The organism is Cryobacterium adonitolivorans (assembly GCF_004402695.1).
Lineage (GTDB): Bacteria > Actinomycetota > Actinomycetes > Actinomycetales > Microbacteriaceae > Cryobacterium > Cryobacterium adonitolivorans.
In genome coordinates this window covers 22660-47349 of sequence record NZ_SOFL01000045.1, presented here as the reverse complement: position 1 = coordinate 47349, position 24690 = coordinate 22660, and the positions used below count along the sequence as shown (strand labels likewise).

The following is a 24690-nucleotide window of genomic DNA, read 5'->3' as shown; positions in this document are numbered from 1 at the left end:
CTCCCGTGGCCGTACGCACCACCAAGCGTGCGAACCGTGCGGGCACGATGTCGCTCGGACAGCACCTGGTCGAGCTTCGCAAGCGCCTGTTCCGCGCCGCCGCCGGCATCCTCATCGGCGGCATCATCGGCTGGATACTCTCCGAGGCAGTCTGGGACGCCCTGCGCCAGCCCATCTACGCCATCATCGAGGCGCAGGCCCGGAACGCGCAGATCAACTACCCGGACATCACCTCCGCCTTCGACCTCAAGCTGAAGATCGCGTTCTACGTGGGCCTGGTGGTGTCCAGCCCCGTGTGGCTCTATCAGATCTTCGCGTTCCTGATGCCGGGCCTCACCCGCGGCGAGAAGAAGTACGTCTACGGCTTCGTCCTGACGGCGGTGCCCCTGTTCCTTGCCGGCTGTGCCGCCGGCTGGTATGTGCTGCCCCAGGTGGTCGGCCTCATGACGAGCTTCGCGCCTCCCGAGGACGCGGCGTTCATCAACGCCCAGAACTACCTGGACTTCACCCTCAAACTGCTGGTCGCCATCGGGATTGCCTTCGTGCTGCCGGTTTTCGTGGTCCTGCTCAATTTCGCCGGGGTGATCAGTGCCGCCTCAATCATCAAGTCCTGGCGCATCGCCGTTCTGGTGATCATCCTCTTCACCGCCATCGCCACCCCGGCCGCCGACGTGGTCTCCATGTTCATGCTCGCCGTGCCGATGATCGTGCTGTACTTCGCCGCGTACTCAATCGCGTACCTGCACGACAAGCGAGCCGCCCGGCGCGCTCGTGCCCTCGAACGGGAGTTGGCGCTCTAGCGCATCAGATGACAGACATCCAGACGCCGGCGGACCGGTACACGGCAGCACGCCTGCGGGCGCAGACCCCCAAACTCGAGACCTTCCGTCGGGGCTTGCGCTTCGACCTGGATTCCTTCCAGCTGGCCGCGGGGGCCTCGCTCGAGGCGGGGAACAGCGTGCTCGTCGCCGCGCCCACCGGCGCCGGCAAGACCGTCGTCGCCGAGTTCGCCATCTTCCTGGCCATGCAGCGGCCCACCGCCAAGGTCTTCTACACCGCGCCGATGAAGGCGCTGAGCAACCAGAAGTTCCAGGAGCTCGTGGCCGAGTACGGCGCAGACCAGGTGGGCCTGCTCACGGGAGACACCAACGTCAACGCCGGCGCCCGGATCGTCGTGATGACCACCGAAGTGCTCCGCAACATGCTCTACGCCGATTCCGACCTGCTGACCAATCTCGCCTTCGTGATCATGGACGAGGTGCACTACCTGGCCGACCGGTTCCGCGGGGCCGTCTGGGAAGAGGTCATCATCCACCTGCCGCAGTCGGTTCGGATGGTGTCGCTGAGCGCGACGGTGTCCAACGCGGAGGAGTTCGGCGACTGGCTGCAGGCCGTGCGCGGTGACACCGACGTCATCGTCTCCGAAGAACGACCGGTACCGCTGGATCAGCACGTTCTGGTCAAGAGCAAGATGCTTGACCTGTTCGACTCGTCAGGACTGGCCGCAACCCATCGGGTGAATCCGGAGCTGGTCCGCCTGGCCCAGGCCGGCGGCCGCCCGCTCTCCGACAGGTCAGGCTCCGGGCGCCGCGGTTCGAACCAGAGCCGGTACCACCAGCAACGCGCGCAAGCGGAGTCCGGACGCATGGATCGGGCGGAGATCGTGCGGATGCTCGAGGGCAAGCACCTGCTGCCCGCGATCTTCTTCATTTTCAGCCGGGTCGGTTGCGATCAGGCCGTGCGCCAGGTCCTCCGCGCCGGGGTGCGCCTCACCGACACCGCCGAGCGTGAGGAGATCCGGCAGATCGTCGACGAACGCTGCCGCACCCTGCTCGACGAGGACCTCGCCGTGCTCGGCTACTGGGAATGGCTCGACGGTCTCGAACGCGGGGTCGCCGCCCACCACGCCGGCATGCTGCCCGCGTTCAAGGAAGTCGTCGAAGAGCTCTTTCAGAAAAAACTGGTCAAAGCCGTTTTCGCCACGGAAACGCTGGCGTTGGGCATCAATATGCCGGCCCGCACCGTGGTGCTTGACAAGCTCGAGAAGTTCAATGGGGAGGCGCGGGTGCCGATCACGCCGGGGGAGTACACCCAGCTCACCGGTCGCGCCGGTCGCCGCGGCATCGACGTCGAGGGGCACGCCGTCATCCAGTGGCAGCAGGGCCTGGACCCGCAGGCCGTCGCCTCGCTGGCCTCCCGGCGCACGTACCCGCTAAATTCGAGCTTCAAACCCACCTACAACATGGCCGTCAATCTCATCGACCAGTTCGGCCGGGAACACACCAGGGAGGTTCTGGAGTCCTCGTTCGCGCAGTTCCAGGCCGACCGCGCCGTTGTGGACCTGGCCCGGAGGGTGCGGCAGCAGCAGAGTTCGCTCGACGGCTACGCCACCTCGATGGCTTGCCACCTCGGCGACTTCACCGAGTACTCCGGCATCCGCCGACTTTTGTCCGACCTGGAACGGGAGAACGCGGCCGCCGACTCGAACGCCCGCGGCCGGGACCGGCGCCAGAAGGAACTTGCCGGCCTGCGCAAGCGGATGCGCGCGCACCCGTGCCACAGCTGCCCTGAGCGCGAGGCTCACGCCCGCTGGGCCCAGCGTTGGTGGAAGCTGACCCGGGAGACCGAGGCCCTGACCAGCCAGATCACGGTCCGCACCGGGGCCGTCGCCCGGGTCTTCGACAGGGTCACCGATGTGCTGCTCGGTTTCGGTTACCTCCTGCCCGGCGAGGGCCGCGCGGTCACGCTGAGCGAGAGCGGCCGCATCCTGCGCCGCATCTACGCCGACCGTGACCTGCTCGTGGCCGAGTCCCTGCGCCGTGGCCTCTGGAACTCCCTCGACGCACCGAGCCTGGCCGCGATGGCCTGCGCCCTGGTCTTCGAGCCCCGCCGCGACGAGGGTATGACCGACGAACGGTTCCTGCCTAAGGGCCCCTTCCGGCCCGCCCTGGACGCCACCCAGATCCTGTGGAGCCAACTCGACGACCTCGAACGGGACCACAAACTGCCCGGCAGCAATCCCCTGGCGGGCGGCCTGAGCCTGGCGATGTGGAAGTGGGCGCGGGGCGACTCGCTCGGGCTGGTGCTGGAAGAGGCGGAAATGGCGGCGGGAGACTTCGTGCGCTGGACCAAGCAGACCATCGACCTGCTCGACCAGCTCTCGCTCGTCGCGGACGGCCCCGTCGGTCGTACGGCGCGGGTGGCGATGGACTCCATCCGGCGCGGCATCGTCGCGTATTCCTCGGTCGCATAGGCTGTTGAAGTGAAGACGGGCATACAGCGCGGCACCGGCCTGCCCCTGTGGGCGGCGATTCTGCTTGCCGCCGGCGCGGGCGCGATCCTGGACGGCGGATTCCCGGACCGGAACTGGTGGATCCTGGCTCCGATCGGTGTGGTGCTGATGCTCCTGGCCCTGCTGGGCCGTGGGCCGTGGACGGGTCTTCTCGTCGGCATGGTGGCCGGCCTGTCGTTCTGGCTCATCCACATCAGCTGGCTCACCCTGTACCTCGGTCCGGTGCCCTGGCTGGCCCTGGCCGGCCTCGAGGCGCTGTTTTTCGGCGTCGGCCTGGCGTTGACCGGGGTGGTGTTGAACCTCGGCCCGCGGGTCTGGCCGTCCGTCACCGGCCGGCTCGGCATGCTCCCTGTCGTCGTGGCAGGGCTGTGGACGGCTCGGGAAGCCATCTCCGCGGTGTGGCCGTACGGCGGTTTCGCATGGGGCCGCGTCGCCATCTCCCAATCCGAGAGCCCGTTCAACGGACTCATCGCCTGGGTGGGGATGTCCGGTCTCAGCTTCGTCATGGTCTGGCTCAGCGCCCTGGCCGTGCAACTGTGCCGGGAGCCCGGTGTGCGCGTCGGGGGCCGGTCCGCGATAGCGGTGGCCGCGGTCGCCCTGCTGCTGGCGTTCCCGGCGTGGCCCACCCTGCAGAGCGGGACCGCCCGCATCGCGGCCGTGCAGGGCGCCTCCGACGCCGGCCTGTTCGCGCAGAACTCGCCCGGCCAGATCCTGAACGACCACGTGTCGGCGACCCTGCCGCTGGTGGGCGAGCCGGTGGACTTCGTCGTCTGGCCCGAGAACGGCATCGACGTCGACCCGCTCCGGTCCGCAGACTCCGCACGGGTGGCCGACTACATCAGCCGGGCCATGAATGCTCCACTCATCGCCGGAACCATCACCGAGCGTGACGGCAAGTTCTACAACACCTCGTTACTCTGGAAGGCCGGCGACGGTGCGGTGGACCTCTACGACAAGGTGCACCCGGTTCCCTTCGCGGAGTACATGCCGGACCGGGCCTTCTGGCGGCCGTTTGCACCCGATCTCATCGACCTTGTCTCCCGGGACTACGAGATCGGCACACGGGACAATGTCTTCGACATCGACGGCATCATCGCGGGAATCGCCATCTGCTTCGACATCGCCGATGACCAACTCGTGAACGAGATGATCGACGACGACGCCGAGATCATCCTGGCCCAGACCAACAACGCCGACTTCGGCCGCACCGACGAATCGGTGCAGCAGCTGGCGATCGCGCGGCTCCGCGCGATCGAGGCCGGACGAACCGTGGTGAACATCTCGACTGTCGGCACGAGCGCGATCATCACGCCGGACGGCGAGACCCTCGACAGCCTGCCCACCTGGGTGTCCGGGGCCATGATCCAGACCGTTCCGCTGAGCATCTCGGACACCCCTGCGATGACCGTCGGCCGGCCCCTGGAATGGTTCGTCTCCGGTCTCGGACTGGCGGGGATGCTGCTCTGCATCGTCTCGGCCCGAACCCTGGCTCTTTCCGACGGCGGCCCCCGCCTGTCGGCCGGGCAGGTGGGCGCCGACCGCGCGAAGATACGCAAACGGCGCCGGGGTTAGCCGACGCCGTCAGGTCTGAGTGCGGGAGCCAGGCTGCCCGCTGAGGTGGCTAGGCGCCGACCTTCTGGCCCCGACGCTGACGCAGGACCGCAAGGCGTTCCTCCAGCAGCTCTTCGAGCTCGGCCCGGGTGCGACGCTCCAGGAGCATGTCCCAGTGGGTGCGGGCGATCTTTTCGTCGGAGTGGTCGACGACCACTGGCTTCGAATCAACCAACCTGGTTGCGGTCTGGGAGCAGAAACGACACTCCCATTCATCCGGTGCCTCGGCTTCGGCGGAGAAAATCATCACCGTCTCGCGTTCGCACGTTGCACACAAATACGTGTGACTGACGCGTGGGGAAAAGGTCACGCCCTCTTCGCTCTGCAGGCTCTGTGAACCCAACCTCATGCCACGCAAACTACGGTCTGCCATCGTGTGGTCCCTTCTCGCGATGCATTCTCAGTTGTAAACCATCAAGCTGTGCGTTATCTTTCCGTTACCGCCGATCTCCCGGGGATCTCTCAGAAACCGCATCTGTTTCGCTCCGTTTGACCGGCGGGCCGTGTTCACCGCCGTGCGACGACGTGGGCAGCGAGGTCGCAGCGGTCGGTAACGAGCCCGTCGACGCCCAGCGCCAGCAGCCGGGCCATCACTGCCGGGTCGTTGACCGTCCACACGTGCACCTCCACCCCGATTGCATGCATTCGGCTGATGACACGGGGAGTGACGATGCGCAGCCGTCCGGCCCGCAGCGGCACCTGGATGGCGTCGATCCCGCGCAGGATGCGGGGGAGCGCCCAGTGCTGGCGGAGGCCGATTGCGGCCAGCATCAGGGCGATCCCCTGGGCGGAGGCCGACGTCGTCGCGCCGGGAACGGCCCGGAGCACTCGGCGTCGCCGGCTCTCAGAAAACGAGGTGAGGAGCACCCGGCGGGACGCGGCGGCCGCCCGGATGGCACGCGCGGCCGGCAGCACGGCGTCGGCGGACTTGACGTCGATGTTGAACCGCGCCTCGGGGAAAGCGGCCAGGGCCTCCGCGAGCGAGCAATAGGTCTGGCCCGCGCCGAGGTCGATCCGGCCGAGCTGGGCCATCGTCAGCGCGTTCACGGCCGGTCCGCCGTTGGGCAGGACGGGGTCGTGGCTGATCACGGCGACGCCGTCGCGGCTGGCGTGCACGTCGGTTTCGAGGTGCGTCGCCCCGCTGACGATGGCCTGCAGGAACGCCAGCAGGGTATTTTCGGGCGCCTGCGTGCTGAGCCCGCGGTGCGCGAGGATGCGCGGCCCCGGCGGGGACAGGAAGGTTGCCAGGTCAGCGGTCATGTCCGGGCACTGGTGTTTCCGGGGGAGCCCCCGACGGCTCGGCTGTGGCGGCGCCCGGGTGGGAACCGGGTACCGGATTCGGGCCGAAGGCCCTGCCGATGCCTTTCATCGCCTCGGTCAGTTCGCTCGGCACGATCCAGAGCTTGTTCGCCGTGCCGTCGGCCAGCTTCGGCAGGGTCTGCAGGTACTGGTAGGCGAGGAGCTTCGGGTCGGGATCGCCGTCGTGGATGGCCTTGAAGACCGTGGTGATCGCCTCCGCCTCACCCTGCGCCCGCAGGACGGCGGCCTTGGCCTGGCCTTCGGCTTGCAGGATCGAGGCCTGGCGCGCGCCCTCGGCCGTGAGGATGGCGGACTGCTTGGTGCCCTCGGCGGTGAGGATCAGCGCCCGGCGGTCTCGTTCGGCGCGCATCTGCTTCTCCATCGAGTCCTGGATCGAGTGCGGCGGGTCGATGGCCTTCAGCTCGACCCGGCCGACCCTGATGCCCCACTTCCCGGTGGCCTCGTCCAGCACGATCCGAAGTTGACCGTTGATGTTGTCCCGGCTGGTCAGCGCCTCTTCGAGGTTGAGCCCCCCGACCACGTTGCGCAGAGTGGTCGTGGTGAGCTGCTCGACCGCGCCGAGATAGTTGGTGATCTCGTAGGTCGCGGCGCGGGCATCCGTGACCTGGAAGTAGACGACGGTGTCGATCGACACCACCAGGTTGTCCTCTGTGATCACCGGCTGCGGAGGAAAGGACACCACCTGTTCCCGCATGTCGATGAGTGGCCGTACCCGGTCGACGAAAGGCACCAGGATATTGAGTCCGGGCATCAGGGTCTTGTGGTACTTGCCGAGGCGTTCGACGACACCGGCACTGGCCTGGGGGATGATGCGGATGGTGCGTACGAGCACCACCACGACGAAGACCAGGACGACGATGATGAGGACCAGCACGAAGATCTGGAGAAGGAGTTGATCGAGACTTGGCACGTTAATCGGTCCTTTCATCGGGGACGACAACAGCGGTGGAGCCTTCGATGGCGGACACGAGCACCCGCTCACCGGGATCGATGCGGGTCTGGGCCCGGTCGGGGGACAGGCGGGCTGTCCAGGTCTCGCCGTTGTCGAGTCTGACCAAGCCGCCCAGCTCGGCGACCGTGGAGGACACCCGCCCGCCCATGCCGATCAGCGCGGCAACGTTGCTCGGTGGCACCGACGCGGCGTTCCTGGCCATCAAGCGCAACAGCACCGGTCGGATCAGCAGCAGCAGCAGCATCGACACGGCGCCGGCGACGAGGATCTGCACCCACCAGTCCCAGCCGAGCAGGTTCGCGCCCAGCCCGGCGACGCTGCCGACGGCGATCATCAGGAAGGTGAAATCCAGCGTGAGTAGCTCGATGATGACGCAGACCAGGATGAACACCAGCCATACGATCCACAGGTAGTCCGTCAAATCCACCATGTCGCCGCCCCTCTTAGCGTCGCTTGCACCTGACGCTAGCACTTGGAGGTGTTGGGCATGTTGGTAGTGTTTATCACCGTGAGCACACCATCGATGAATCCCCTCCAGCCCGGCAGCCTTTCGGGAAAGCGCATCCTCGTCACGGGCTCGTCCCGGGGGATCGGAGCCGACACCGTCGCCTACTTCGCCGAAGCCGGCGCGAAGGTCGTCATCAACTACCGGAATAAGGAAGCGCGTGCCACCAAGCTGGCCGACACCATCCGTGCCGCAGGCGGAACCGCCATCACCGTGGCCGCTGACCTCACCGACGCAGAGTCCGTCTCGGCGATGTTCGACACCATCCGCGCCGAGTACGGCGGACTCGACATCCTCGTGATGAATGCCTCCGGCGGCATGGAGTCAGGCATGGCCGAGGACTACGCCATGCAGCTGAACCGGGACGCCCAGGTCAACCTGCTCACCGCGGCCGTCCCCCTACTCAGCGACGGGGCCCGCGTGGTCTTCATCACGAGCCACCAGGCCCACTTCGTCGACACCGCGTCGAACGTCGCCGTCTACGAGCCCGTCGCCCGCAGCAAGCGCGCCGGCGAGGACGCCCTGCGCGCCGTCATCCCCGAACTGGCCGAGGCCGGCATCGGTTTCGTCGTCGTCTCCGGCGACATGATCCAGGGCACCATCACGGCGGTCTTGCTCGAACGCGCGAATCCCGGGGCCATCAGCGCCCGCCAGAACTCCGCCGGCAAGCTCTACAACGTCAGCGAGTTCGCCGCGGAGATCGTGCTGGCGGCCGTAGACCCGGTCCCGGCCAACAACACCCGCTACGTCGGCGACACCTCCGACTTCTCAAGCTAGCAGCACCCGCCGTCAGCCGGCGGCGACGCCGCGCCCGAAGGTGAACGCGCGCACGAGCTGCACGAGTCCCGAAATGATCAGCATGATTCCGCCGATCGTCACGAGGACGCCGATGGTCTGCACCGGTGCGAACAGCACGATCAGGCCCGCCAGGACGCCGACCACGCCCAGTAGGATTCCGGGCCAGCGGCTGGAGTCCGTGGTGTACTCCACGAGCCCCGCCACCCCCTCCACGATCCACACGATGCCGACCAGCAGCCCGAGAACGGCCAACGACCCCTCGGGGTTGCGGAGCGCCAGGATGCCCAGGACCAGCACCAGTACGCCGAGAACGATGTTGAGCACCCTGCCGCCAACGGCCGACCCGGTGCTGGCGACCCCGCGTGCGATACGCACGACCCCGCTGATCACGAAATAGAGCCCGAACAGCACGGCGATGACCGAGAGGGTGGCCTCGGTCCAGACCAGCAGGATCGTCCCGATGGCGATGGCGACCACCCCGCTTACGGCGAAGGCCACCCTGATGCCGCTGATCTCCCTCGCGGTCAGCTGGCGGGGGTCGATGGAGATGGCGAAGACTGCACTGGTGGGTCCGACAGTGTTTGGCATGCCGTCAACCTAATCCGATGCCGCTCCCACGGCTACGCGCAGTCCAACCCCGACACCGAAACTGCCCGGTGACGACGGAGATCCTCACGTATGCTCGAAGCTGGTCGGCTGCGCAGCCACGGCACCCCTTTCGGCACGGCACCCCCTCTATTTTGGAGACACGATGAATGCTTCAGCCCCGACGGCCCCGTCGTCTCCCGCCGCGGATCCGGACAGCCACGACCTGATCCGGGTACAGGGTGCGCGGGAGAACAACCTCAAGGACATCAGTGTCGAGATCCCGAAACGGCGCCTGACGGTGTTCACCGGCGTCTCCGGCTCCGGAAAGAGCTCGCTGGTGTTCAGCACCATCGCCGCGGAGTCGCAGCGGATGATCAACGAGACCTACAGCGCCTTCCTGCAGGGCTTCATGCCGTCGCTGGCCCGCCCGGATGTGGACCTGCTCAGCGGGTTGACCACGGCGATCATCGTAGACCAGGAGCGGATGGGCGCCAACGCCCGGTCGACGGTCGGCACCGCCACCGACGCGAACGCGCTGCTGCGCATCCTGTTCAGCCGGCTCGGCCAGCCGCACCTCGGCTCGCCGCAGGCGTTCTCCTTCAACGTCGCGTCGATCTCCGGTGCGGGCGCCGTCACCATCGAGCGCGGCGGGAACACCACGAAGGAACGGCGCAGCTTCAGCATCACCGGCGGCATGTGCCCGCGCTGCGAGGGCATGGGCACGGTGAACGACATCGACCTGTCCCAGTTGTACGACGACAGCAAGTCGCTGAACCAGGGTGCGCTCACCATCCCGGGTTACACTGCGGACGGCTGGGGGGTGAAGATCTTCACCGGGTCCGGCTTCCTCAAGGCCGATAAGCCGATCCGCGACTACTCGAAGAAAGAACTGCACGACTTCCTTTACAAGGAGCCGGTCAAGGTGAAGGTCGGCGACATCAACATGACCTATGAGGGCCTGGTCCCCAAGGTGCAGAAGTCGATGCTGGCCAAGGACCGCGAGGCCATGCAGCCGCACATCCGCGCCTTCGTGGACCGGGCGGTCACCTTCGCGACCTGCCCGGACTGCGGCGGCACCCGCCTCAGCGAGGGGGCACGATCGTCGCGGATCGCCGGCGTGAACATCGCGGACGCCTGCGCCATGCAGATCAGCGACCTCGCCGACTGGGTGCGCACCATCGACGACCCGACGGTGGCTCCGCTCCTGGCGGCGCTGCAGCACCTGTTCGACTCTTTCACCGAGATCGGCCTGGGCTACCTGTCGCTCGACCGTCCAGCCGGCACCCTGTCCGGTGGTGAGGCGCAGCGCACCAAGCTGATCCGCCACCTCGGCTCGTCTCTCACCGACGTCACCTATGTCTTCGACGAACCCACCATCGGGCTGCACCCGCACGACATCCAACGGATGAACGAGCTGCTGTTGCGGTTGCGGGACAAGGGCAACACCGTCCTCGTTGTGGAGCACAAGCCGGAGATGATAGCCATCGCCGACCACGTCATCGACCTGGGCCCCGGTGCAGGCACGGCGGGCGGCTCGGTCTGCTTCGAGGGCACTCTCGAAGGCCTGCGGGCCAGTGACACCCTCACCGGCCGCCACCTCGACTACCGCGCGAGGGTGAAGGAGAGCGTGCGCACGTCCGTCGGGGCCCTCGAGATCCGCGGCGCGACGGCGCACAACCTGCAGGACGTCGACGTGGACATCCCCCTGGGTGTCCTCGTGGTCATCACCGGCGTGGCCGGCTCGGGCAAGAGTTCGCTCGTGCACGGCTCGGTCCCGGCCGGGGCCGGCGTGGTGTCGATCGACCAGGGCGGGATTCGCGGCTCGCGGCGGAGCAACCCGGCCACCTACACGGGGATGCTCGAACCGATCCGCAAGGCCTTCGCGAAGGCCAACGGCGTCAAGCCGGCCCTGTTCAGCTCCAACTCCGAGGGCGCGTGCCCCAACTGCAACGGCGCCGGCGTGATCTTCACCGACCTGGGCCCGATGGCGACGGTCTCGACCACCTGCGAGGTGTGTGAGGGCAAGCGGTTCGACGCATCCGTGCTGGAGTACCGGCTCGGCGGCCGCGACATCAGCGAGGTTCTTGCGATGTCGGTCACCGAGGCCGAGGCGTTCTTCGGCACCGGCGAGGCCCGGACACCGGCAGCGCACGCCATCCTGGTGGGCCTGGCCGACGTAGGGCTCGGTTATCTCAGCCTGGGCCAGCCGCTCACGACGCTGTCCGGGGGAGAGCGGCAGCGGTTGAAGCTGGCCACCCATCTCTCGGAGAAGGGCGGCGTCTACGTGCTCGACGAGCCGACGACGGGCCTGCACCTCGCCGACGTGGCACAGCTTCTCGGTCTGCTCGACCGGCTGGTCGACTCCGGCAAGTCGGTTATCGTCGTCGAACACCATCAGGCGGTGATGGCCCACGCGGACTGGATCATCGACCTGGGTCCCGGCGCCGGCCACGACGGTGGCCGGATCGTTTTCGAGGGAACACCCGCCGACCTCGTCGCGGCACGATCCACCCTCACCGGCCAGCACCTCGCGGCGTACGTCGGCGCCTGACCAGAATCGTCCTTGTCATGCCACTTCGTCTTCAAAACGAGGGGCGGTTCTGCTCAGGAGAGCGATTTTCTTGACATAACATGCAGATTGGCGCACTGAGTGGCTCGGAAGGGGTGCGTCGACGGGGCGTCCGACCGTCGCCGAACGTCGGTGCCAGCCGAATGCACCCGGCGGCGCCCGGCGTGCAGCGTGCTTCCTCACCGCCTCGCATACGCCTGCGTCCGGGCGAGCACCGTCACGGGTCGAACCGGCACGATCTGATGCGGGATCGACCAGGATCCCGGCCGTCTCCCCGGCACCGGAATATGACCGATAATGCACATTATGTCAACAAGAAGGAGGGTTTCACAGCTCCTCGGCGATTCGCGTGATGGCCGCCAGCCGGCGGTCCCACTCATCACCGATGCGGTCCAGCCGCCGCGCCGTGTCGCTGAGTTGCGTGCCGATAACCCGGTAACGCAGCTCACGGCCAACGCGCACGGAATCCACGAGTCCAACCTCCTGCAGAACGGCAAGGTGCCTGGCGATGGCCTGGCGGGTGACCGGCAGCCGCCCGGCGAGGGCGGACGCCGATGCGTCACCCTCGCCCAGGGCTGCCAGAATGCTCCACCGCGTCTCGTCGCCGAGCGCGGCGAACACGGGAACGAGGGTGCTGATTGTCACGAGCCGCCCTCGAGGTAGGCCACCAGTTCGTCGAGCTCCGCATCCCAACCGCCACGGTTGCTCTCCATGCCGGCGGCGGGATCGGCCAACGAGTCGAATCCGGACTCGACAACGGTGAGCTGGGTGCCCGCCCCCGCGGGTTCGAGCGCGAACCTGAAAACCGTCGATCGCTCGGGGCTGACCCGGGCCGGGTCGACCGCACGCGTGTTGTCGTTGCTCTGGCGATACGCGATCAGGCGGGGCGGCTCGAGTTCTTCGATCAGCACCGGGAAGTCGCCGACGCCCTCGAAGGAGAACACTCCCCGGGCACCGACGGCCACCGTGTCGAGTATTGCGGACTGCCCGAACCAGGCGGCGATGTGGCGAGCGTCGGTGATGGCCTCCCAGACCCGGTCCATCGGGGCCTGGATGGTGATGGTCCGTCGCACCGTGAAGGTGCCGCTATCGACAACGGCGGGAGGATTTGTGGTCATGGTCATGGTTTCCGTTCCTTTCAGTCGATTACTGCAACTCTAAGGTTGCATCAATCGAAAACGAAAAGCAACCCCCTGGTTGCAGTTCGTGGGAACGGGGCGGGCCGCGCCTGGTGCCGCAGGGCTCAGTCCGGGGTGCCATCGTCGGGCCGGCGTCGGATCACCATTCCGAACTCATTGACCGGCTCGAATGCATCCCGGTCCCAGGCTCCCGGGTGTGGGATCGGACAATTCAGGACTGTGTCATGGGCCGAGTGGTCGATGGTGTGTTCGGTCATCGGCCGTCCGCACACCGGGCACTGGGTCAGCCCCGTCGCCTCGGCAGCGTCGTAGCTGCCCACGGGTGGGGAGTCGAAGGCGGGACGGAGCCGGTCCTCCACCCAGTCGAACAGACGGTTGGCGCCCCTGCGATGCGCCTGGGCCGAGGATTTCTCATTCTGGACCATGCCCACAGCGTACGCCCCCGGCATGCCCCCGGACTAGGCATCGGGACGCGGCTATTCTTCGCCGAATCCGGTCTCGACCAGGTCGGCCAGGGCATCCACGGCCGCCCGCGATCGCTCGTCGGGACCGGAGATCTCCACGCTCATCCCCCGGGTCAGCCCGAGCGACATGATGCCCAGCAGGCTGTGCGCGTCCTTGCCGTTGACGGTGACCTCGGCGTCGAACCCACTGGCGAGTTTCACGAAGTCCGCGGCGGGCCTGGCGTGCAGGCCGTCCCGGTTTCGCAACGTCACCGTGCGGCTGACCGGCCGCGCGGCCTCCCCGGTACTGGCCGTGCCCGATGGTTCGGGCGAATCGGACTCCGCCGGAGCCGACCCGCCGCCCTGGGCCGACTGAGCCGCTGCGAGCACGGCCGCGAGGTCTCCCCCGATCTCGGCCGCGACGGCGGCTGCCACCCCGCCCTCTACGAGTGGTGCGTCCGCGATTCGCACCCGGGCCCGCACCTCGTCGTCGAGGAAGTCCAGCGCGGTCTCCGCGGTGAGGATGGCCGAGCCCAGGTCGCAGAGCAGGACGACGCCGCCGCCCCGGTCGGCCTCCGTTATGCCTGCCGCGATTTTGTCGAAGCTCGTGCCGATTCCGTCGTCGTCCCTGCCGCCAGCGGCCACCAGGGCGACGTTCGGGGCCATCTGGCGGGCCAGCGTCACCAGGCCGCTGGCGATCTCGACGCTGTGCGAGACGAAAACCAGACCGACGAGGGACTCGGGCACGTTCAGGTCAGCCACGATCAGGACTGTGCGGCCGCATCGGCGCCGCAGCGGAGGATGAGCGCTGTCGACTGGGCGCCGGGATCGCGATGGCCGATGGCCCTCTCCCCCAGGTAACTCGCACGGCCCTTGCGGGCGACCCAGGGTTCGGTCGCGACAGCGCCGGCCTCGGCAGCATCCGCGGCGGCGGCCAGGATCAGGCTGGGGCTGGCCCCGGCGGCCACGGCCTCGATAGCCGCGTCCACTGCCGGGGTCCAGGCGTCCACCATGGTCTTGTCCCCGGATTCGGCTTTGCCGCGCAGCACGATGCCGTCCCGCCCCGCCGTCAGCAGGGCGACGACGGCGGGGCCGTCCAGTTCGGCGATCCCGCTCACGGCGGCGGCGGCCTTGAGGTACGCCGTGCCGTAGAGCGGACCGGCCGCACCGCCGACGGTGGAGATGAGCGTCGCCGCGAGCGTCTTGAGCAGCTCACCAGGCGTGGCGGCGTCGGCCAGCGCATCGAGCTTGGGCAGGACGGCCTGGAAGCCCCGGTCCATGTTCTCGCCGTGATCACCGTCGCCGATCTCGCGGTCGAGGGTGTTCAGTTCGGCGCGGTGTTCTGAGAGAACCTTCGCGCTGCTCCTGATCCAGGTCTGTGCCCATGCGACGTCTACGCTCATTCGGTCTTCCCTACTTTCCCCACCGCAGTGCGGCCGTGTGTACCGGAGCATCCCACAGGGCGGTCAACTCATCGTCGAGTTTGAGTACCGTGATCGACATGCCCTGCATCTCCAGTGATGTTGTGAAATTGCCGACGAGCGTGCGTGTCACCTCGATGCCTCGCTCGGCGAGAACTTCGGCGGCCCGTCGAAATACAATGTACAGCTCAACCTGAGGCGTCCCGCCCATTCCGTTGACGAAGAGCAGAACCTTATCTCCGGATGCATAGGGGAGGTCGTCCAGGATCGGTCCGAGGATCCGGTCGACGATCGCGTCGGCCGGTTCGAGCTTGATGCGCTCGCGCCCGGGCTCGCCGTGGATTCCGATGCCGATCTCGATCTCGTCGTCGGCCAGGGTGAAGCTCGGCTCGCCGGCGTGCGGCACGACGCAGGGAGTCAGGGCCACCCCCATCGAGCGCACCTGGCCGATCACCTTTTCTGCGACGGTGGCCACGGCAGTGAGGTCGTCACCCCTGGCCGCGGCCGCGCCCGCGATCTTCTCTACGAGGACGGTCCCGGCCACACCGCGTCGACCGGCGGTGTACAGGGAGTCCTTCACTGCGACATCGTCGTTGACGATGACGGTGCGCACCTCAATCTCGTCGGCTTCGGCCAGGTCAGCCGCCGTTTCGAAGTTGAGGACGTCCCCGGTGTAGTTCTTCACGATGTGCAGTACCCCGGCTCCCCCGTCGACGGCCTTGGTGGCGGCCAGGATCGGGTCAGGGGTCGGCGACGTGAACACGGCGCCCGGCACCGCCGCATCCAGCATGCCGAACCCGACGAAACCACCGTGCAGGGGCTCGTGCCCGCTGCCACCGCCGCTGACGATGCCGACCTTTCCCGCCACCGGCGCGTCCGCACGCACGATGAACACGGGGTCCAGGGAGACACGCACGATATCCGCGTGCGCCGCACCGAAACCGGCGACGGCTTCGTCGACAACGTTCTTCGGGTCGTTGACAAGCTTTTTCATGACCATTCCTTCGTTTCGTCGGGATCGATCGGCGCAGGCTTCAGCGCCGGGCACGTAACTGTGCTCCCTGCCCAACCTACGCGCTGCCATCGGTCTGGGTAAGAGGCAGATGATGCTGCCCACCGGGACTATTTCGCTCGCGCCCCGCCCGCGCTATGGTGACTGCGAAATCGCTCACCGCGAAGGGATTGCTCCGGTACAGCCGGCATCTCGATTCTTACGAGAAAGGTCATCGTGGACAATATCGGTCTTGTGTTTTTGTCGGAGGTGCTGGGCACAGGGATGCTCATCCTCCTTGGTTGTGGTGTCGTTGCCAACGTAGCCCTGACGAAGAACAAGGGTTTCGGCGGCGGGTTCCTCATGGTGACCTTCGGCTGGGCCTTCGCGGTCTTCGCCGGTGTCACGGTGGCATACAACTCGGGCGCACACCTCAACCCGGCCGTCACCCTCGGCCTCGTCGCCTCCGGCGCCACCGAATTCGGCCTCGGCGTCCCGGTGAACTTCCTGTCCGTGCTCGTCTATCTGGCCGGCGAGTTCCTCGGCGCCTTCCTCGGCGCCGTCGTGTGCTGGCTGGCCTACAAGCAGCACTACGACGAGGAGCCCGAGCCCGCCAACAAGCTCGGAACCTTCTCGACCGGGCCGGCCATCCGCTCGTACGGCTGGAACCTGGTCACCGAGATCATCGGCACCTTCGTGCTGGTCTTCGTGGTGATCGCATTCGGCGGCGGCCGTCAGGGCGAAAGCGGCGGTCTGGGTGCGCTGGGTGCGCTGCCCGTTGCCCTGCTGGTTCTCGTCATCGGCGTCTCGCTCGGTGGCCCCACCGGCTACGCCATCAACCCGGCCCGTGACCTCAGCCCGCGGATCGCGCACTTCATCCTGCCGATCAAGGGCAAGGGCTCCTCGGACTGGGCCTATTCCTGGGTTCCCGTTGTCGGACCCGTTATCGGCGGACTCCTGGCGGGCTGGGCGTCGCTGGTCTGGCTGCCGATCATGGCATGACCGAGGCAGGCCGGTTCCTCCACGGACCGGCCTGCTTCGCTGTGCAAACACCACCCGAAACCGGCAGTCGGTTTTATAGTCTGTTCAAGCCATCACGCAACGTACAAGGAGGTACACCATGGCTAAGTATGTACTCGCCATCGACCAGGGCACCACGAGTTCTCGCGCCATCATCTTCGACCACTCCGGATCCATCGTCTCGACCGGCCAACTCGAGCACGAGCAGATTTTCCCCCGCGCCGGCTGGGTCGAGCACGACCCGATGGAGATCTGGGACAACACCCGGCAGGTGATCGGCCAGGCCCTGTCCAAGGCCAACCTCACCCGGCACGACATCGCCGCGGTCGGCATCACCAACCAGCGCGAAACCGCCGTGGTCTGGGACCGCACCACCGGCAAACCCGTCTACAACGCCATTGTCTGGCAGGACACCCGCACCCAGCCGATCGTCGACCGTCTCGCCGCCGACGGCGGCGTGGAGCGGTTCAAGCAGAAGGTGGGCCTGCCGCTGGCAACCTACTTCTCCGGCACCAAAATCGTCTGGATCCTCGAAAACGTCGAGGGGGCCAGGGCCAAGGCAGACGCCGGCGACCTGATGTTCGGCACCACGGACTCGTGGGTGCTCTGGAACCTCACCGGAGGCCTGGAGGGCGGCGTTCACGCCACCGACGTCACCAACGCCAGCCGCACGCTCTTCATGGACCTGGAGACGCTGCAGTGGGATGACGAGATCCTGCGCATCTTCAATGTGCCGAAGTCGATGCTGCCTCAGATCAAGTCCTCGNTGGCACCGTGAACGAGCACAGCCTGCTGCGCGAGGTGCCGATCGCGGGCATCCTCGGCGACCAGCAGGCCGCAACGTTCGGCCAGGCCGCCTTCGACCAGGGCGAGGCCAAGAACACCTACGGCACCGGTAACTTCCTGATCTTCAACACCGGCACCGAGATCATCCACTCCAAGAACGGCCTGCTGACCACGCTGGGCTACAAGCTCGGCGACGCCGAACCGCACTACGCCCTCGAGGGCTCCATCGCCGTCACCGGCGCCCTGGTGCAGTGGCTGCGCGACAACCTGGGCATGATCACGTCCTCGGAGGAGATCGAGACCCTCGCCGCGACGGTCGACGACAACGGCGGCGCCTACTTCGTGCCGGCGTTCAGCGGCCTGTTCGCGCCGTACTGGCGCGCGGATGCTCGCGGTGCGCTGGTTGGGCTCACCCGGTTCGTCAACAAGGGCCACATCGCCCGAGCGGCGCTGGAGGCCACGGCCTTCCAGACCCGGGAGGTGCTCGACGCCGTGAACGCGGACTCCGGAGTGCCGCTGACCGAGCTCAAGGTCGACGGCGGGATGATCAAGAACAACATGCTGATGCAGTTCCAGGCCGACATCATCGGTGTGCCCGTGGTGCGCCCGGTTGTGGCCGAGACCACGGCTCTCGGCGCCGCATACGCGGCCGGCCTGGCCGTGGGCTTCTGGAGCACCCTGGACGAGCTGCGGGCGAACTGGCAGGAGGACAGTCGCTGGACGCCGAAGCTGAGCGCGGAGGAGAGCGCCCGTCAGCTGCGCAACTGGAAGAAGGCCGTCACCAAGACCTTCGACTGGGTCGACGACGACGTGCTCTAACCGCCGAAACGCCTCCTGTAGCCGCGCCCGCCGGTTGCGCAGCCCCGCACATGCGGGGCTGCGCAGCTGGTCAGGCGCGGCTGGCCTTCACCCATTGGGCCAGTTTTGCGGCGCCGGCGCCGGAGTCGATGGCCTGCGCTGCCACGGCCAGCTTCGCCCGGAACCGGTCCAGGATGCTGATTTGCGACTGCGCGGGATCGTGGGCGAGGTCGTAGGCGACCAGACCCGCTGCCGCGTTCAGGAGCACGATGTCCCGCACCGGTCCCTTCGCACCGGCCAGGACCGAGTGCACCACCGACGCGTTGTGTTCCGGAGAGCCGCCGATCAGCTGGCTCATGGTCGCCCGCGGGATGCCGAGGTCGCGCGGTTCGATGTCGTGCTCGGTCACCAGACCCCGTGACACCTCCCAGACGTGGCTGTGCCCCGTCGTGGTGAGTTCGTCGAGGCCGTCGTCGCCGCGGAAAACCAGCGCCGACGCGCCGCGGGTTTGGAACACCCCGACGAACAGGGGTACCCGGTCGAGGTTGGCCACGCCGACGGCGGATGCTTCCGGCCTGGCGGGATTGACGAGAGGGCCGAGGAAGTTGAACACCGTGGGGATGCCCAGCTCGGCTCGAACCGCGGCGGCGTGCCGGAATCCGGGGTGGAACGCGGCGGCGTACGCGAAGGTGATGCCCGTGGCATCCAGGATCGCGGCCACGGCGTCCGCCGACAGGGTCAGGTCGATGCCCAGTGCAGCGAGCACGTCCGACGAGCCCGATGCCGAACTGGCCGCCCGATTGCCGTGTTTGATCACCGGCACGCCGGTCGCCGCACACACAATCGACGCCATGGTCGACACGTTCACGGTGCCGAACCGGTCTCCCCCGGTGCCGACGATGTCCAGCCCCATCGAGTTGACGTCAAGCGGAACCGCGTGGTCGAGGATCGCGTCACGGAAGCCGACGATCTCATCCACGGTCTCGCCCTTGGCGCGCAAGGCCACCAGGAATCCGGCGAGTTGGGCCGGAGTGGCCTCACCGAGCATGATCCGTTCCATGCTCCACGCCGCATCGGCGACGCTCAGGTCCTCTCTACGCAGGAGGGCATCGAGAACGGCGGGCCAGGACTGGGATTCGAGCATGGCCCAATCTTAAGCGCCGGCGCTCCCCCAGCCGGCATTTTGGCACCGTCAGAGTTCGGATGGGGATGCCATTTTTCAGATTAGGGTCTTATGGCACTTCACCTTGAGAAAAACCTGTGGAGTAATCGGTCATAATGGAGGAGTGACGACGACCTCAATTACTCCCCGGGCGACCATTCCCGTAGTTAACAGGCCCAACAGCGTGGCGGTTGGCACCATTGTCTGGCTGGGCAGTGAGGTCATGTTCTTCGCTGGCCTCTTCGCCATCTACTTCACCTTGCGGTCCACCTCCCCGGAGCTGTGGCAGTTCGAGACGGAAAAGCACAACTTCGTCTTCGCGCTGGTGAACACCCTGGTTCTAGTCTCGTCGTCGATCACCTGCCAGTTCGGCGTGTTCGCCGCCGAGCGCCTGCAGGCCAGGTCGACGGGGTGGAAGCCCAGCCAGTGGGGCATGGTCGAGTGGTTCTTCCTCACCTATGCGCTTGGCGCCATCTTCGTCTCCGGTCAGGTCCTGGAGTACGCGACCCTCGTGTCAGAAGGCGTCACTCTCGCCTCCAACGCCTACGGTTCCGCGTTCTACCTCACCACCGGATTCCACGGCATCCACGTGACCGCCGGACTCATCGCCTTCCTCCTCGTGATCGGTCGTGGTTTCGCGGTCAAGAACTTCGGTCACAAGGAAGCCACCAGCGCCATCGTGGTCTCGTACTACTGGCACTTCGTGGACGTCGTCTGGATCGGGCTCTTCCTCGTCATCTACGTTCTTAAATAACAAGCAGGAGCGGACACTCTCAGTATGCCCAGGACTCAGAAACCTACCAACGGCCGCACGCGTCGCACCGGCCGGCGCAGCCCGCTCGCCAGCGTCGCGCTGATCGCGATCGGCCTGCTCTTCACGGGCGGCGCCTACGCGATGATCAGCACCAGCACGGCCACCGCGGCGACCGAAACCGCGTCGCAGCAGACCGTCAGCGAGGGTGAAAAACTCTTCGCCGCGAACTGCGCCACTTGCCACGGACTCAGCGCCGACGGAACCGGCAGCGGGCCCAGCCTGATCGGCGTGGGAGCCGCGTCCGTCGACTTCCAGGTCGGCACCGGACGCATGCCCTTGCAGGCCAACGGTCCGCAGGCCATCGTCAAGCCGGTCCAGTTCACGGAGGAGCAGACCGCAGCGCTGACCGCATACGTGGCTTCCCTGGCCCCCGGCCCCGGCATTCCCGAAGCCGAGTACCTCGATGCCGAGGGCGACGCCGCCGCCGGCGCCGAGTTGTTCCGCATCAACTGCGCCATGTGCCACAACGTCGCCGGAGCCGGAGGCGCGCTCACCGAGGGCAAGTATGCTCCCGCGCTGGACGGCGTCACCCCACAGCACATCTACGAGGCCATGGTCACCGGCCCCCAGAACATGCCGGTGTTCAACGACATGAACGTCTCGCCCGAAGACAAGCGCGACATCATCACCTACCTCAAGTACCTCGAGAACAACCCGTCGCCGGGCGGATTCGCCCTCGGATCCCTCGGACCGGTGTCGGAAGGCCTGTTCCTCTGGATCTTCGGTCTGGGCGCCATCGTGGCGCTGACCGTGTGGATCACAGCGAAATCGAATTGATCGGCACCCGGCTATGACACACCCAGCACAGACAGCGCCCACGAAGGAGAACCATGGCCAGCGATGAGACCAGCGGAAAGGATCTGACCGCTGCCGACTCCTCGAGCGTCGAGCACGTCACGGCCGCCGTCGGCACCGCCGTCGTCGGCACTGCCGTCGTCGCCCGCGACGCCGTGGCCAATCCCGGCTTCCCGCCGCACCGGCCCCGCATCACCGACCTCGATCCCCGCGCAGAGAAGCGCGCGGAGCGCACGGTGTACACCCTGTTCTACCTGTCGATCGTCGGCAGCATCTTCGCCATCGCGGCGTACATGATCTTCCCGATCGTCCCCGAAGATCCAGGCTCCGTTCGGCTGAACAACCTATTCATCGGCGTCGGCCTGGCCCTGGCCCTCCTGGCGCTGGGCATCGGCGCCGTCCACTGGGGCAAGGCTCTCATGCACGACGAAGAGGGCAGCGACGAACGCCACCCCGTCCGGGGCAGCGACGAGACCCGCGCCCGCGCGGTCGAGATCTTCCAGGAAGCCAACACCGAGTCCGGCATCGGCCGGCGCGCCGTGATCCGCAACAGCCTCATCGGCGCCCTCGTGGTCTTCCCCCTCCCCGCCGTCGTCCTGTTCCGCGGGCTCGCCCCGCAGGACCAGGATCCGGTCGCCCTCCTGAACCAGACCATGTGGAAGAAGGGCACCAGGCTCGCCCTTGACCCCTCAGGGTCGCCGATCAAGGCCTCTGACGTCACCCTCGGGTCGTCGTTCGCCGTGATCCCCGAGGGCCTGGCGGACCTCGAGCACGGCAGGCTCGAAGAGAAGGCGAAAGCCGCCGTCATCCTCGTCCGGATGAAGCCCGAAGACCTCAACCAGCTCCCCGAGCGTGCCACCTGGTCCTACGACGGCATCGTCGCGTACTCCAAGATCTGCACGCACGTCGGATGCCCGGTGGGCCTGTACGAACAGCAGACACACCACCTCCTCTGCCCGTGCCACCAGTCGCAGTTTGACGTGGCCGACCACGCGAAGGTCATCTTCGGACCGGCCAAGCGCGCCCTCCCCCAGTTGCCCATTGCCGTGGACTCCGAGGGCTACCTCATCGCACAAAGCGATTTCCTTGAACCAGTCGGACCGAGCTTTTGGGAGCGACAGTGAGTACCACAACTGACATGAAACCCGTCGCGACGAAGAAGTCGGGGGGCTTCACCGGCGCCGCGGCCAACTACATCGACGAACGCACCAGCGTCTCCACCGCGGTCAAGGAACTGGGTCGCAAGATCTTTCCCGACCACTGGTCGTTCCTGCTCGGTGAGGTGGCGCTGTACAGCTTCGTCATCATCCTGCTGTCCGGCTCCTTCCTGACGTTCTTCTTCCAGGCGTCGATGGCCGAAGTGCAGTATGACGGCTCCTACGTGCCGCTCAAGGGCGTGGAGATGTCCGTCGCCATGGCGTCCTCGCTGGACATCTCCTTCGACGTGCGCGGCGGTCTCCTGATGCGTCAGGTGCACCATTGGGCTGCGCTGCTGTTCGTCGCGTCCATCGGCCTGCACATGCTCCGCATCTACTTCACCGGAGCATTCCGCAAGCCGCGCGAGCTCAACTGGGTGATCGGGTTCGTACTATTCATCCTGGCCATGGCCGAGGGCTTCACCGGCTACTCGCTGCCCGACGACCTGCTCTCCGGCAACGGCCTGCGGATCATCGACGGCATGGTCAAGGGCATCCCCGTCGTGGGAACCTGGATTTCGTTCCTGCTCTTCGGCGGCGAATTCCCGGGCACCGACATCGTCGGCCGCCTGTATTCGCTGCATATCCTGCTGCTGCCGGCGATCATCGTCGCGCTGATCGCACTGCACCTGCTCTTCGTCGTGGTGCACAAGCACACCCAGTACCCCGGAGCGGGCCGCACCGACACGAACGTGGTCGGCTACCCGGTGCTCCCGGTCTACGCCGCCAAGGCCGGTGGATTCTTCTTCATCGTCTTCGGCGTGGTGATGCTGATGGCGTCGTTCTTCACGATCAACCCGATCTGGAACTACGGCCCGTACGACCCCTCACCGGTGTCCGCCGGAACCCAGCCGGACTGGTACATCGGTTTCGCCGATGGAGCCCTGCGACTGGTCCCCCCGGGACTGGAATGGGTCTGGTTCGGCCACACCTGGTCGTTCAACATCCTGATCCCGCTGACCGTCATCGGTATCTTCATCGCCACGGTGCTGTTCTACCCGTTCATCGAGGCCTGGATCACCGGCGACAAGCGCGAGCACCACATCCTGGACCGTCCGCGCAACGCGCCAACCCGAACGGCCATCGGCGCCGCCGGTGTCACGTTCTACGCCGGCCTCTGGGCGGCGGCCTCCTCTGACATCATGGCCACGCACTTCAAGCTGACCATGGAGGGTGTCATCCACACTCTCCAGGCCGTCGTGATCCTGGGGCCGATCTTCGCCTACTTCATCACCAAGCGCGTCTGCCTGGCGCTGCAGAAGAAGGACCGCGAGATTGTCCTGCACGGCTACGAATCCGGTCGGATCGTGCGCCTTCCCGGCGGCGAGTACATCGAGGTGCACCAGCCCGTCGACGAGTACGAGCGCTGGAAGCTGGTCAGCTACAACAACTACAAGCCGCTGGAGTTGGCCCCCAACGCCCAGGGCAAGGTGTCCCCCGTTCAGCGGGTGCGCGCCGGCCTGTCCCGCTGGTTCTTCGAAGACCGGATTGCCCCGGTCGGAACCAAGGAACTCGAAGAGAGCCACGGCGATCACCACTAGTTCCTCAGCCGAACCGGTTCGGGCACCGAAGCCACTCCAGACCCTGTCGGAGTGGCTTCGGTGCCCGAACTGTTTCCGTGACCTCGTCCCGGCCGGCGAGCTGGTGCTCGCCTGCAGCAACGGTCATCGCTTCGACACGAACCGCCGAGGATTCGCGTCCCTCATCGTCGGCTCACGCAAGCTCATCGGTGATTCCGCCGCGATGCTCGACGCCCGCGACACCTTCCTGGAACGCGGCTGGTACACCGAACTCCGCGACGCCCTCGGCGCCCTCGTGGCCGCCGAGTCGCCCCTTCGCGTGATCGACATCGGCTGCGGCACCGGCTACTACCTGCGCGGTGTCCTGGCCGCCATCGCGGCCAGCAGGCGCTCCCCTGATTCCCCTCCGGTGCAGGCCCCCGGCGTCGGGGCGCTGGCCATGGACCTGTCCGCGGCCGCGGTCGCGCGCACCGTCCGCGCCGGCCTGATCGATCCGGACTCGTCCACTCACGGTCTGGTGGCGGATGTCTGGTCTCCCCTCCCCGTCCGTGACGGGGCCGCTGACGTCGCGATCAACGTATTCGCTCCCCGGAACCCGGCCGAGTTCCATCGCATCCTGGCTCCCGGTGCGCTCCTGGCCGTCGTGGTGCCGCACCCGGGCCACCTGCAGGAGCTGCGGGCCGCCGGACTGGCCCTGGACGTGCACGGGAACAAGACCGACGACCTGGTCGCCGGCCTGAAGTTCGGCTTTCACCTGGAGTCCACCGAGGACCTGTCCAGGGTCCTGCTGCTCTCCCCCGGCGACGTTGCCGCGCTCATCGGCATGGGCCCGTCCTCGCACCACGCCCCGACAACGGACCCCGCCGACCGGTCAGGGTCGACCGAGGTCACCGTCGCGTTCCGCCTCCTCGGGTTCCGTCGCACCGAGGCCTGAGCGTCGGCATACGACAAAGCGCCAGTGACCCGAAGG

23 protein-coding genes and 1 pseudogene are annotated in these 24690 nt (G+C 67.0%); 12 read left to right on the top strand and 12 right to left on the bottom strand.

Annotated elements, in window-relative coordinates:
- The first annotated feature begins 5 nt into the window (after positions 1-5).
- From tatC to lnt, 3 genes are read left to right on the top strand one after another with little or no spacing between them, the layout of a single operon-like run.
- Positions 6-800: a twin-arginine translocase subunit TatC gene (gene tatC / locus E3O42_RS13950; RefSeq protein WP_241984841.1), complete on the top strand. Its 795-nt coding sequence runs from the start codon at positions 6-8 to the stop codon at positions 798-800.
- Positions 801-808: 8 nt separating this feature from the next.
- The gene (locus E3O42_RS13945) at positions 809-3253 is read left to right on the top strand and encodes a DEAD/DEAH box helicase (protein WP_134454518.1); all 2445 of its coding nucleotides are present in this window, start codon (positions 809-811) and stop codon (positions 3251-3253) included.
- A gap of 9 nt (positions 3254-3262) precedes the next feature.
- The gene (lnt, locus tag E3O42_RS13940) at positions 3263-4864 is read left to right on the top strand and encodes an apolipoprotein N-acyltransferase (protein ID WP_241984840.1); all 1602 of its coding nucleotides are present in this window, start codon (positions 3263-3265) and stop codon (positions 4862-4864) included.
- 49 nt (positions 4865-4913) lie between these two features.
- On the opposite strand, the gene E3O42_RS13935 is transcribed toward lnt, so the two are convergent.
- From E3O42_RS13935 to E3O42_RS13920, 4 genes are all read right to left on the bottom strand, one after another.
- A complete protein-coding gene (locus E3O42_RS13935) occupies positions 4914-5276 on the bottom strand; it encodes an RNA polymerase-binding protein RbpA (protein ID WP_088456196.1) in 363 nt (120 codons plus the stop codon).
- Between the two features lie 134 nt (positions 5277-5410).
- Positions 5411-6163, bottom strand: coding sequence for a glycerophosphodiester phosphodiesterase family protein (locus E3O42_RS13930; RefSeq protein ID WP_134454517.1), 753 nt, complete (start codon positions 6161-6163; stop codon positions 5411-5413).
- Positions 6153-7151 (bottom strand): SPFH domain-containing protein, encoded by a 999-nt coding sequence (locus E3O42_RS13925; protein ID WP_134454516.1) that lies wholly within the window; start codon positions 7149-7151, stop codon positions 6153-6155. The genes E3O42_RS13930 and E3O42_RS13925 overlap by 11 nt, the downstream gene beginning before the upstream one ends.
- Positions 7135-7605 (bottom strand): NfeD family protein, encoded by a 471-nt coding sequence (locus E3O42_RS13920; RefSeq protein ID WP_134454515.1) that lies wholly within the window; start codon positions 7603-7605, stop codon positions 7135-7137. Before E3O42_RS13920 ends, E3O42_RS13925 begins: the two co-directional genes overlap by 17 nt.
- Before the next feature lie 57 nt (positions 7606-7662).
- Here E3O42_RS13920 and E3O42_RS13915 point away from each other — a divergent pair, with 57 nt between their 5' ends.
- The gene (locus E3O42_RS13915; RefSeq protein WP_174844273.1) at positions 7663-8457 is read left to right on the top strand and encodes an SDR family oxidoreductase; all 795 of its coding nucleotides are present in this window, start codon (positions 7663-7665) and stop codon (positions 8455-8457) included.
- A gap of 12 nt (positions 8458-8469) precedes the next feature.
- On the opposite strand, the gene E3O42_RS13910 is transcribed toward E3O42_RS13915, so the two are convergent.
- Positions 8470-9066: an HdeD family acid-resistance protein gene (locus E3O42_RS13910; protein WP_134454514.1), complete on the bottom strand. Its 597-nt coding sequence runs from the start codon at positions 9064-9066 to the stop codon at positions 8470-8472.
- A 163-nt stretch (positions 9067-9229) separates the two neighbouring features.
- Between E3O42_RS13910 and E3O42_RS13905 the strand changes: the two genes are divergently transcribed.
- The gene (locus E3O42_RS13905) at positions 9230-11617 is read left to right on the top strand and encodes an ATP-binding cassette domain-containing protein (protein ID WP_134454513.1); all 2388 of its coding nucleotides are present in this window, start codon (positions 9230-9232) and stop codon (positions 11615-11617) included.
- Positions 11618-11962: 345 nt separating this feature from the next.
- Here E3O42_RS13905 and E3O42_RS13900 read toward each other — a convergent pair whose 3' ends face one another.
- The 6 genes from E3O42_RS13900 to dhaK form a co-directional block, all read right to left on the bottom strand.
- Positions 11963-12280 (bottom strand): ArsR/SmtB family transcription factor, encoded by a 318-nt coding sequence (locus tag E3O42_RS13900; protein ID WP_134454512.1) that lies wholly within the window; start codon positions 12278-12280, stop codon positions 11963-11965.
- The gene (locus E3O42_RS13895) at positions 12277-12759 is read right to left on the bottom strand and encodes an SRPBCC family protein (protein ID WP_134454511.1); all 483 of its coding nucleotides are present in this window, start codon (positions 12757-12759) and stop codon (positions 12277-12279) included. The genes E3O42_RS13900 and E3O42_RS13895 overlap by 4 nt, the downstream gene beginning before the upstream one ends.
- Before the next feature lie 119 nt (positions 12760-12878).
- The gene (locus E3O42_RS13890) at positions 12879-13199 is read right to left on the bottom strand and encodes a hypothetical protein (protein ID WP_134454510.1); all 321 of its coding nucleotides are present in this window, start codon (positions 13197-13199) and stop codon (positions 12879-12881) included.
- Positions 13200-13250: 51 nt separating this feature from the next.
- A complete protein-coding gene (gene dhaM, locus E3O42_RS13885; RefSeq protein WP_241984839.1) occupies positions 13251-13979 on the bottom strand; it encodes a dihydroxyacetone kinase phosphoryl donor subunit DhaM in 729 nt (242 codons plus the stop codon).
- Between the two features lie 2 nt (positions 13980-13981).
- Positions 13982-14620: a dihydroxyacetone kinase subunit DhaL gene (dhaL, locus tag E3O42_RS13880; RefSeq protein WP_134454509.1), complete on the bottom strand. Its 639-nt coding sequence runs from the start codon at positions 14618-14620 to the stop codon at positions 13982-13984.
- Between the two features lie 10 nt (positions 14621-14630).
- Positions 14631-15632 carry a dihydroxyacetone kinase subunit DhaK gene (gene dhaK, locus E3O42_RS13875; protein ID WP_134454508.1) on the bottom strand — a complete coding sequence of 334 codons (1002 nt, stop codon included), beginning with the start codon at positions 15630-15632 and terminating at the stop codon, positions 14631-14633.
- Between the two features lie 282 nt (positions 15633-15914).
- Here dhaK and E3O42_RS13870 point away from each other — a divergent pair, with 282 nt between their 5' ends.
- Positions 15915-16631, top strand: coding sequence for an MIP/aquaporin family protein (locus E3O42_RS13870; RefSeq protein ID WP_241984848.1), 717 nt, complete (start codon positions 15915-15917; stop codon positions 16629-16631).
- Between the two features lie 118 nt (positions 16632-16749).
- Positions 16750-18254: pseudogene (glpK, locus tag E3O42_RS13865) on the top strand (glycerol kinase GlpK).
- A 70-nt stretch (positions 18255-18324) separates the two neighbouring features.
- Here glpK and trpD read toward each other — a convergent pair.
- A complete protein-coding gene (gene trpD, locus E3O42_RS13860; RefSeq protein WP_134454506.1) occupies positions 18325-19377 on the bottom strand; it encodes an anthranilate phosphoribosyltransferase in 1053 nt (350 codons plus the stop codon).
- A 142-nt stretch (positions 19378-19519) separates the two neighbouring features.
- Between trpD and ctaE the strand changes: the two genes are divergently transcribed.
- The 5 genes from ctaE to E3O42_RS13835 all read left to right on the top strand — a co-directional run bounded on the left by ctaE (position 19520) and on the right by E3O42_RS13835 (position 24654).
- Positions 19520-20149, top strand: coding sequence for an aa3-type cytochrome oxidase subunit III (gene ctaE / locus E3O42_RS13855; protein ID WP_241984838.1), 630 nt, complete (start codon positions 19520-19522; stop codon positions 20147-20149).
- A gap of 24 nt (positions 20150-20173) precedes the next feature.
- A complete protein-coding gene (gene qcrC / locus E3O42_RS13850; protein ID WP_134454505.1) occupies positions 20174-20986 on the top strand; it encodes a cytochrome bc1 complex diheme cytochrome c subunit in 813 nt (270 codons plus the stop codon).
- A gap of 53 nt (positions 20987-21039) precedes the next feature.
- Positions 21040-22128: a cytochrome bc1 complex Rieske iron-sulfur subunit gene (qcrA, locus tag E3O42_RS13845; RefSeq protein ID WP_134454504.1), complete on the top strand. Its 1089-nt coding sequence runs from the start codon at positions 21040-21042 to the stop codon at positions 22126-22128.
- A 14-nt stretch (positions 22129-22142) separates the two neighbouring features.
- Complete coding sequence (qcrB, locus tag E3O42_RS13840; protein WP_134454602.1) at positions 22143-23741, top strand: cytochrome bc1 complex cytochrome b subunit; 1599 nt, start codon at positions 22143-22145, stop codon at positions 23739-23741.
- 103 nt (positions 23742-23844) lie between these two features.
- Positions 23845-24654: a class I SAM-dependent methyltransferase gene (locus E3O42_RS13835; protein WP_134454503.1), complete on the top strand. Its 810-nt coding sequence runs from the start codon at positions 23845-23847 to the stop codon at positions 24652-24654.
- Positions 24655-24690 lie beyond the last annotated feature (36 nt).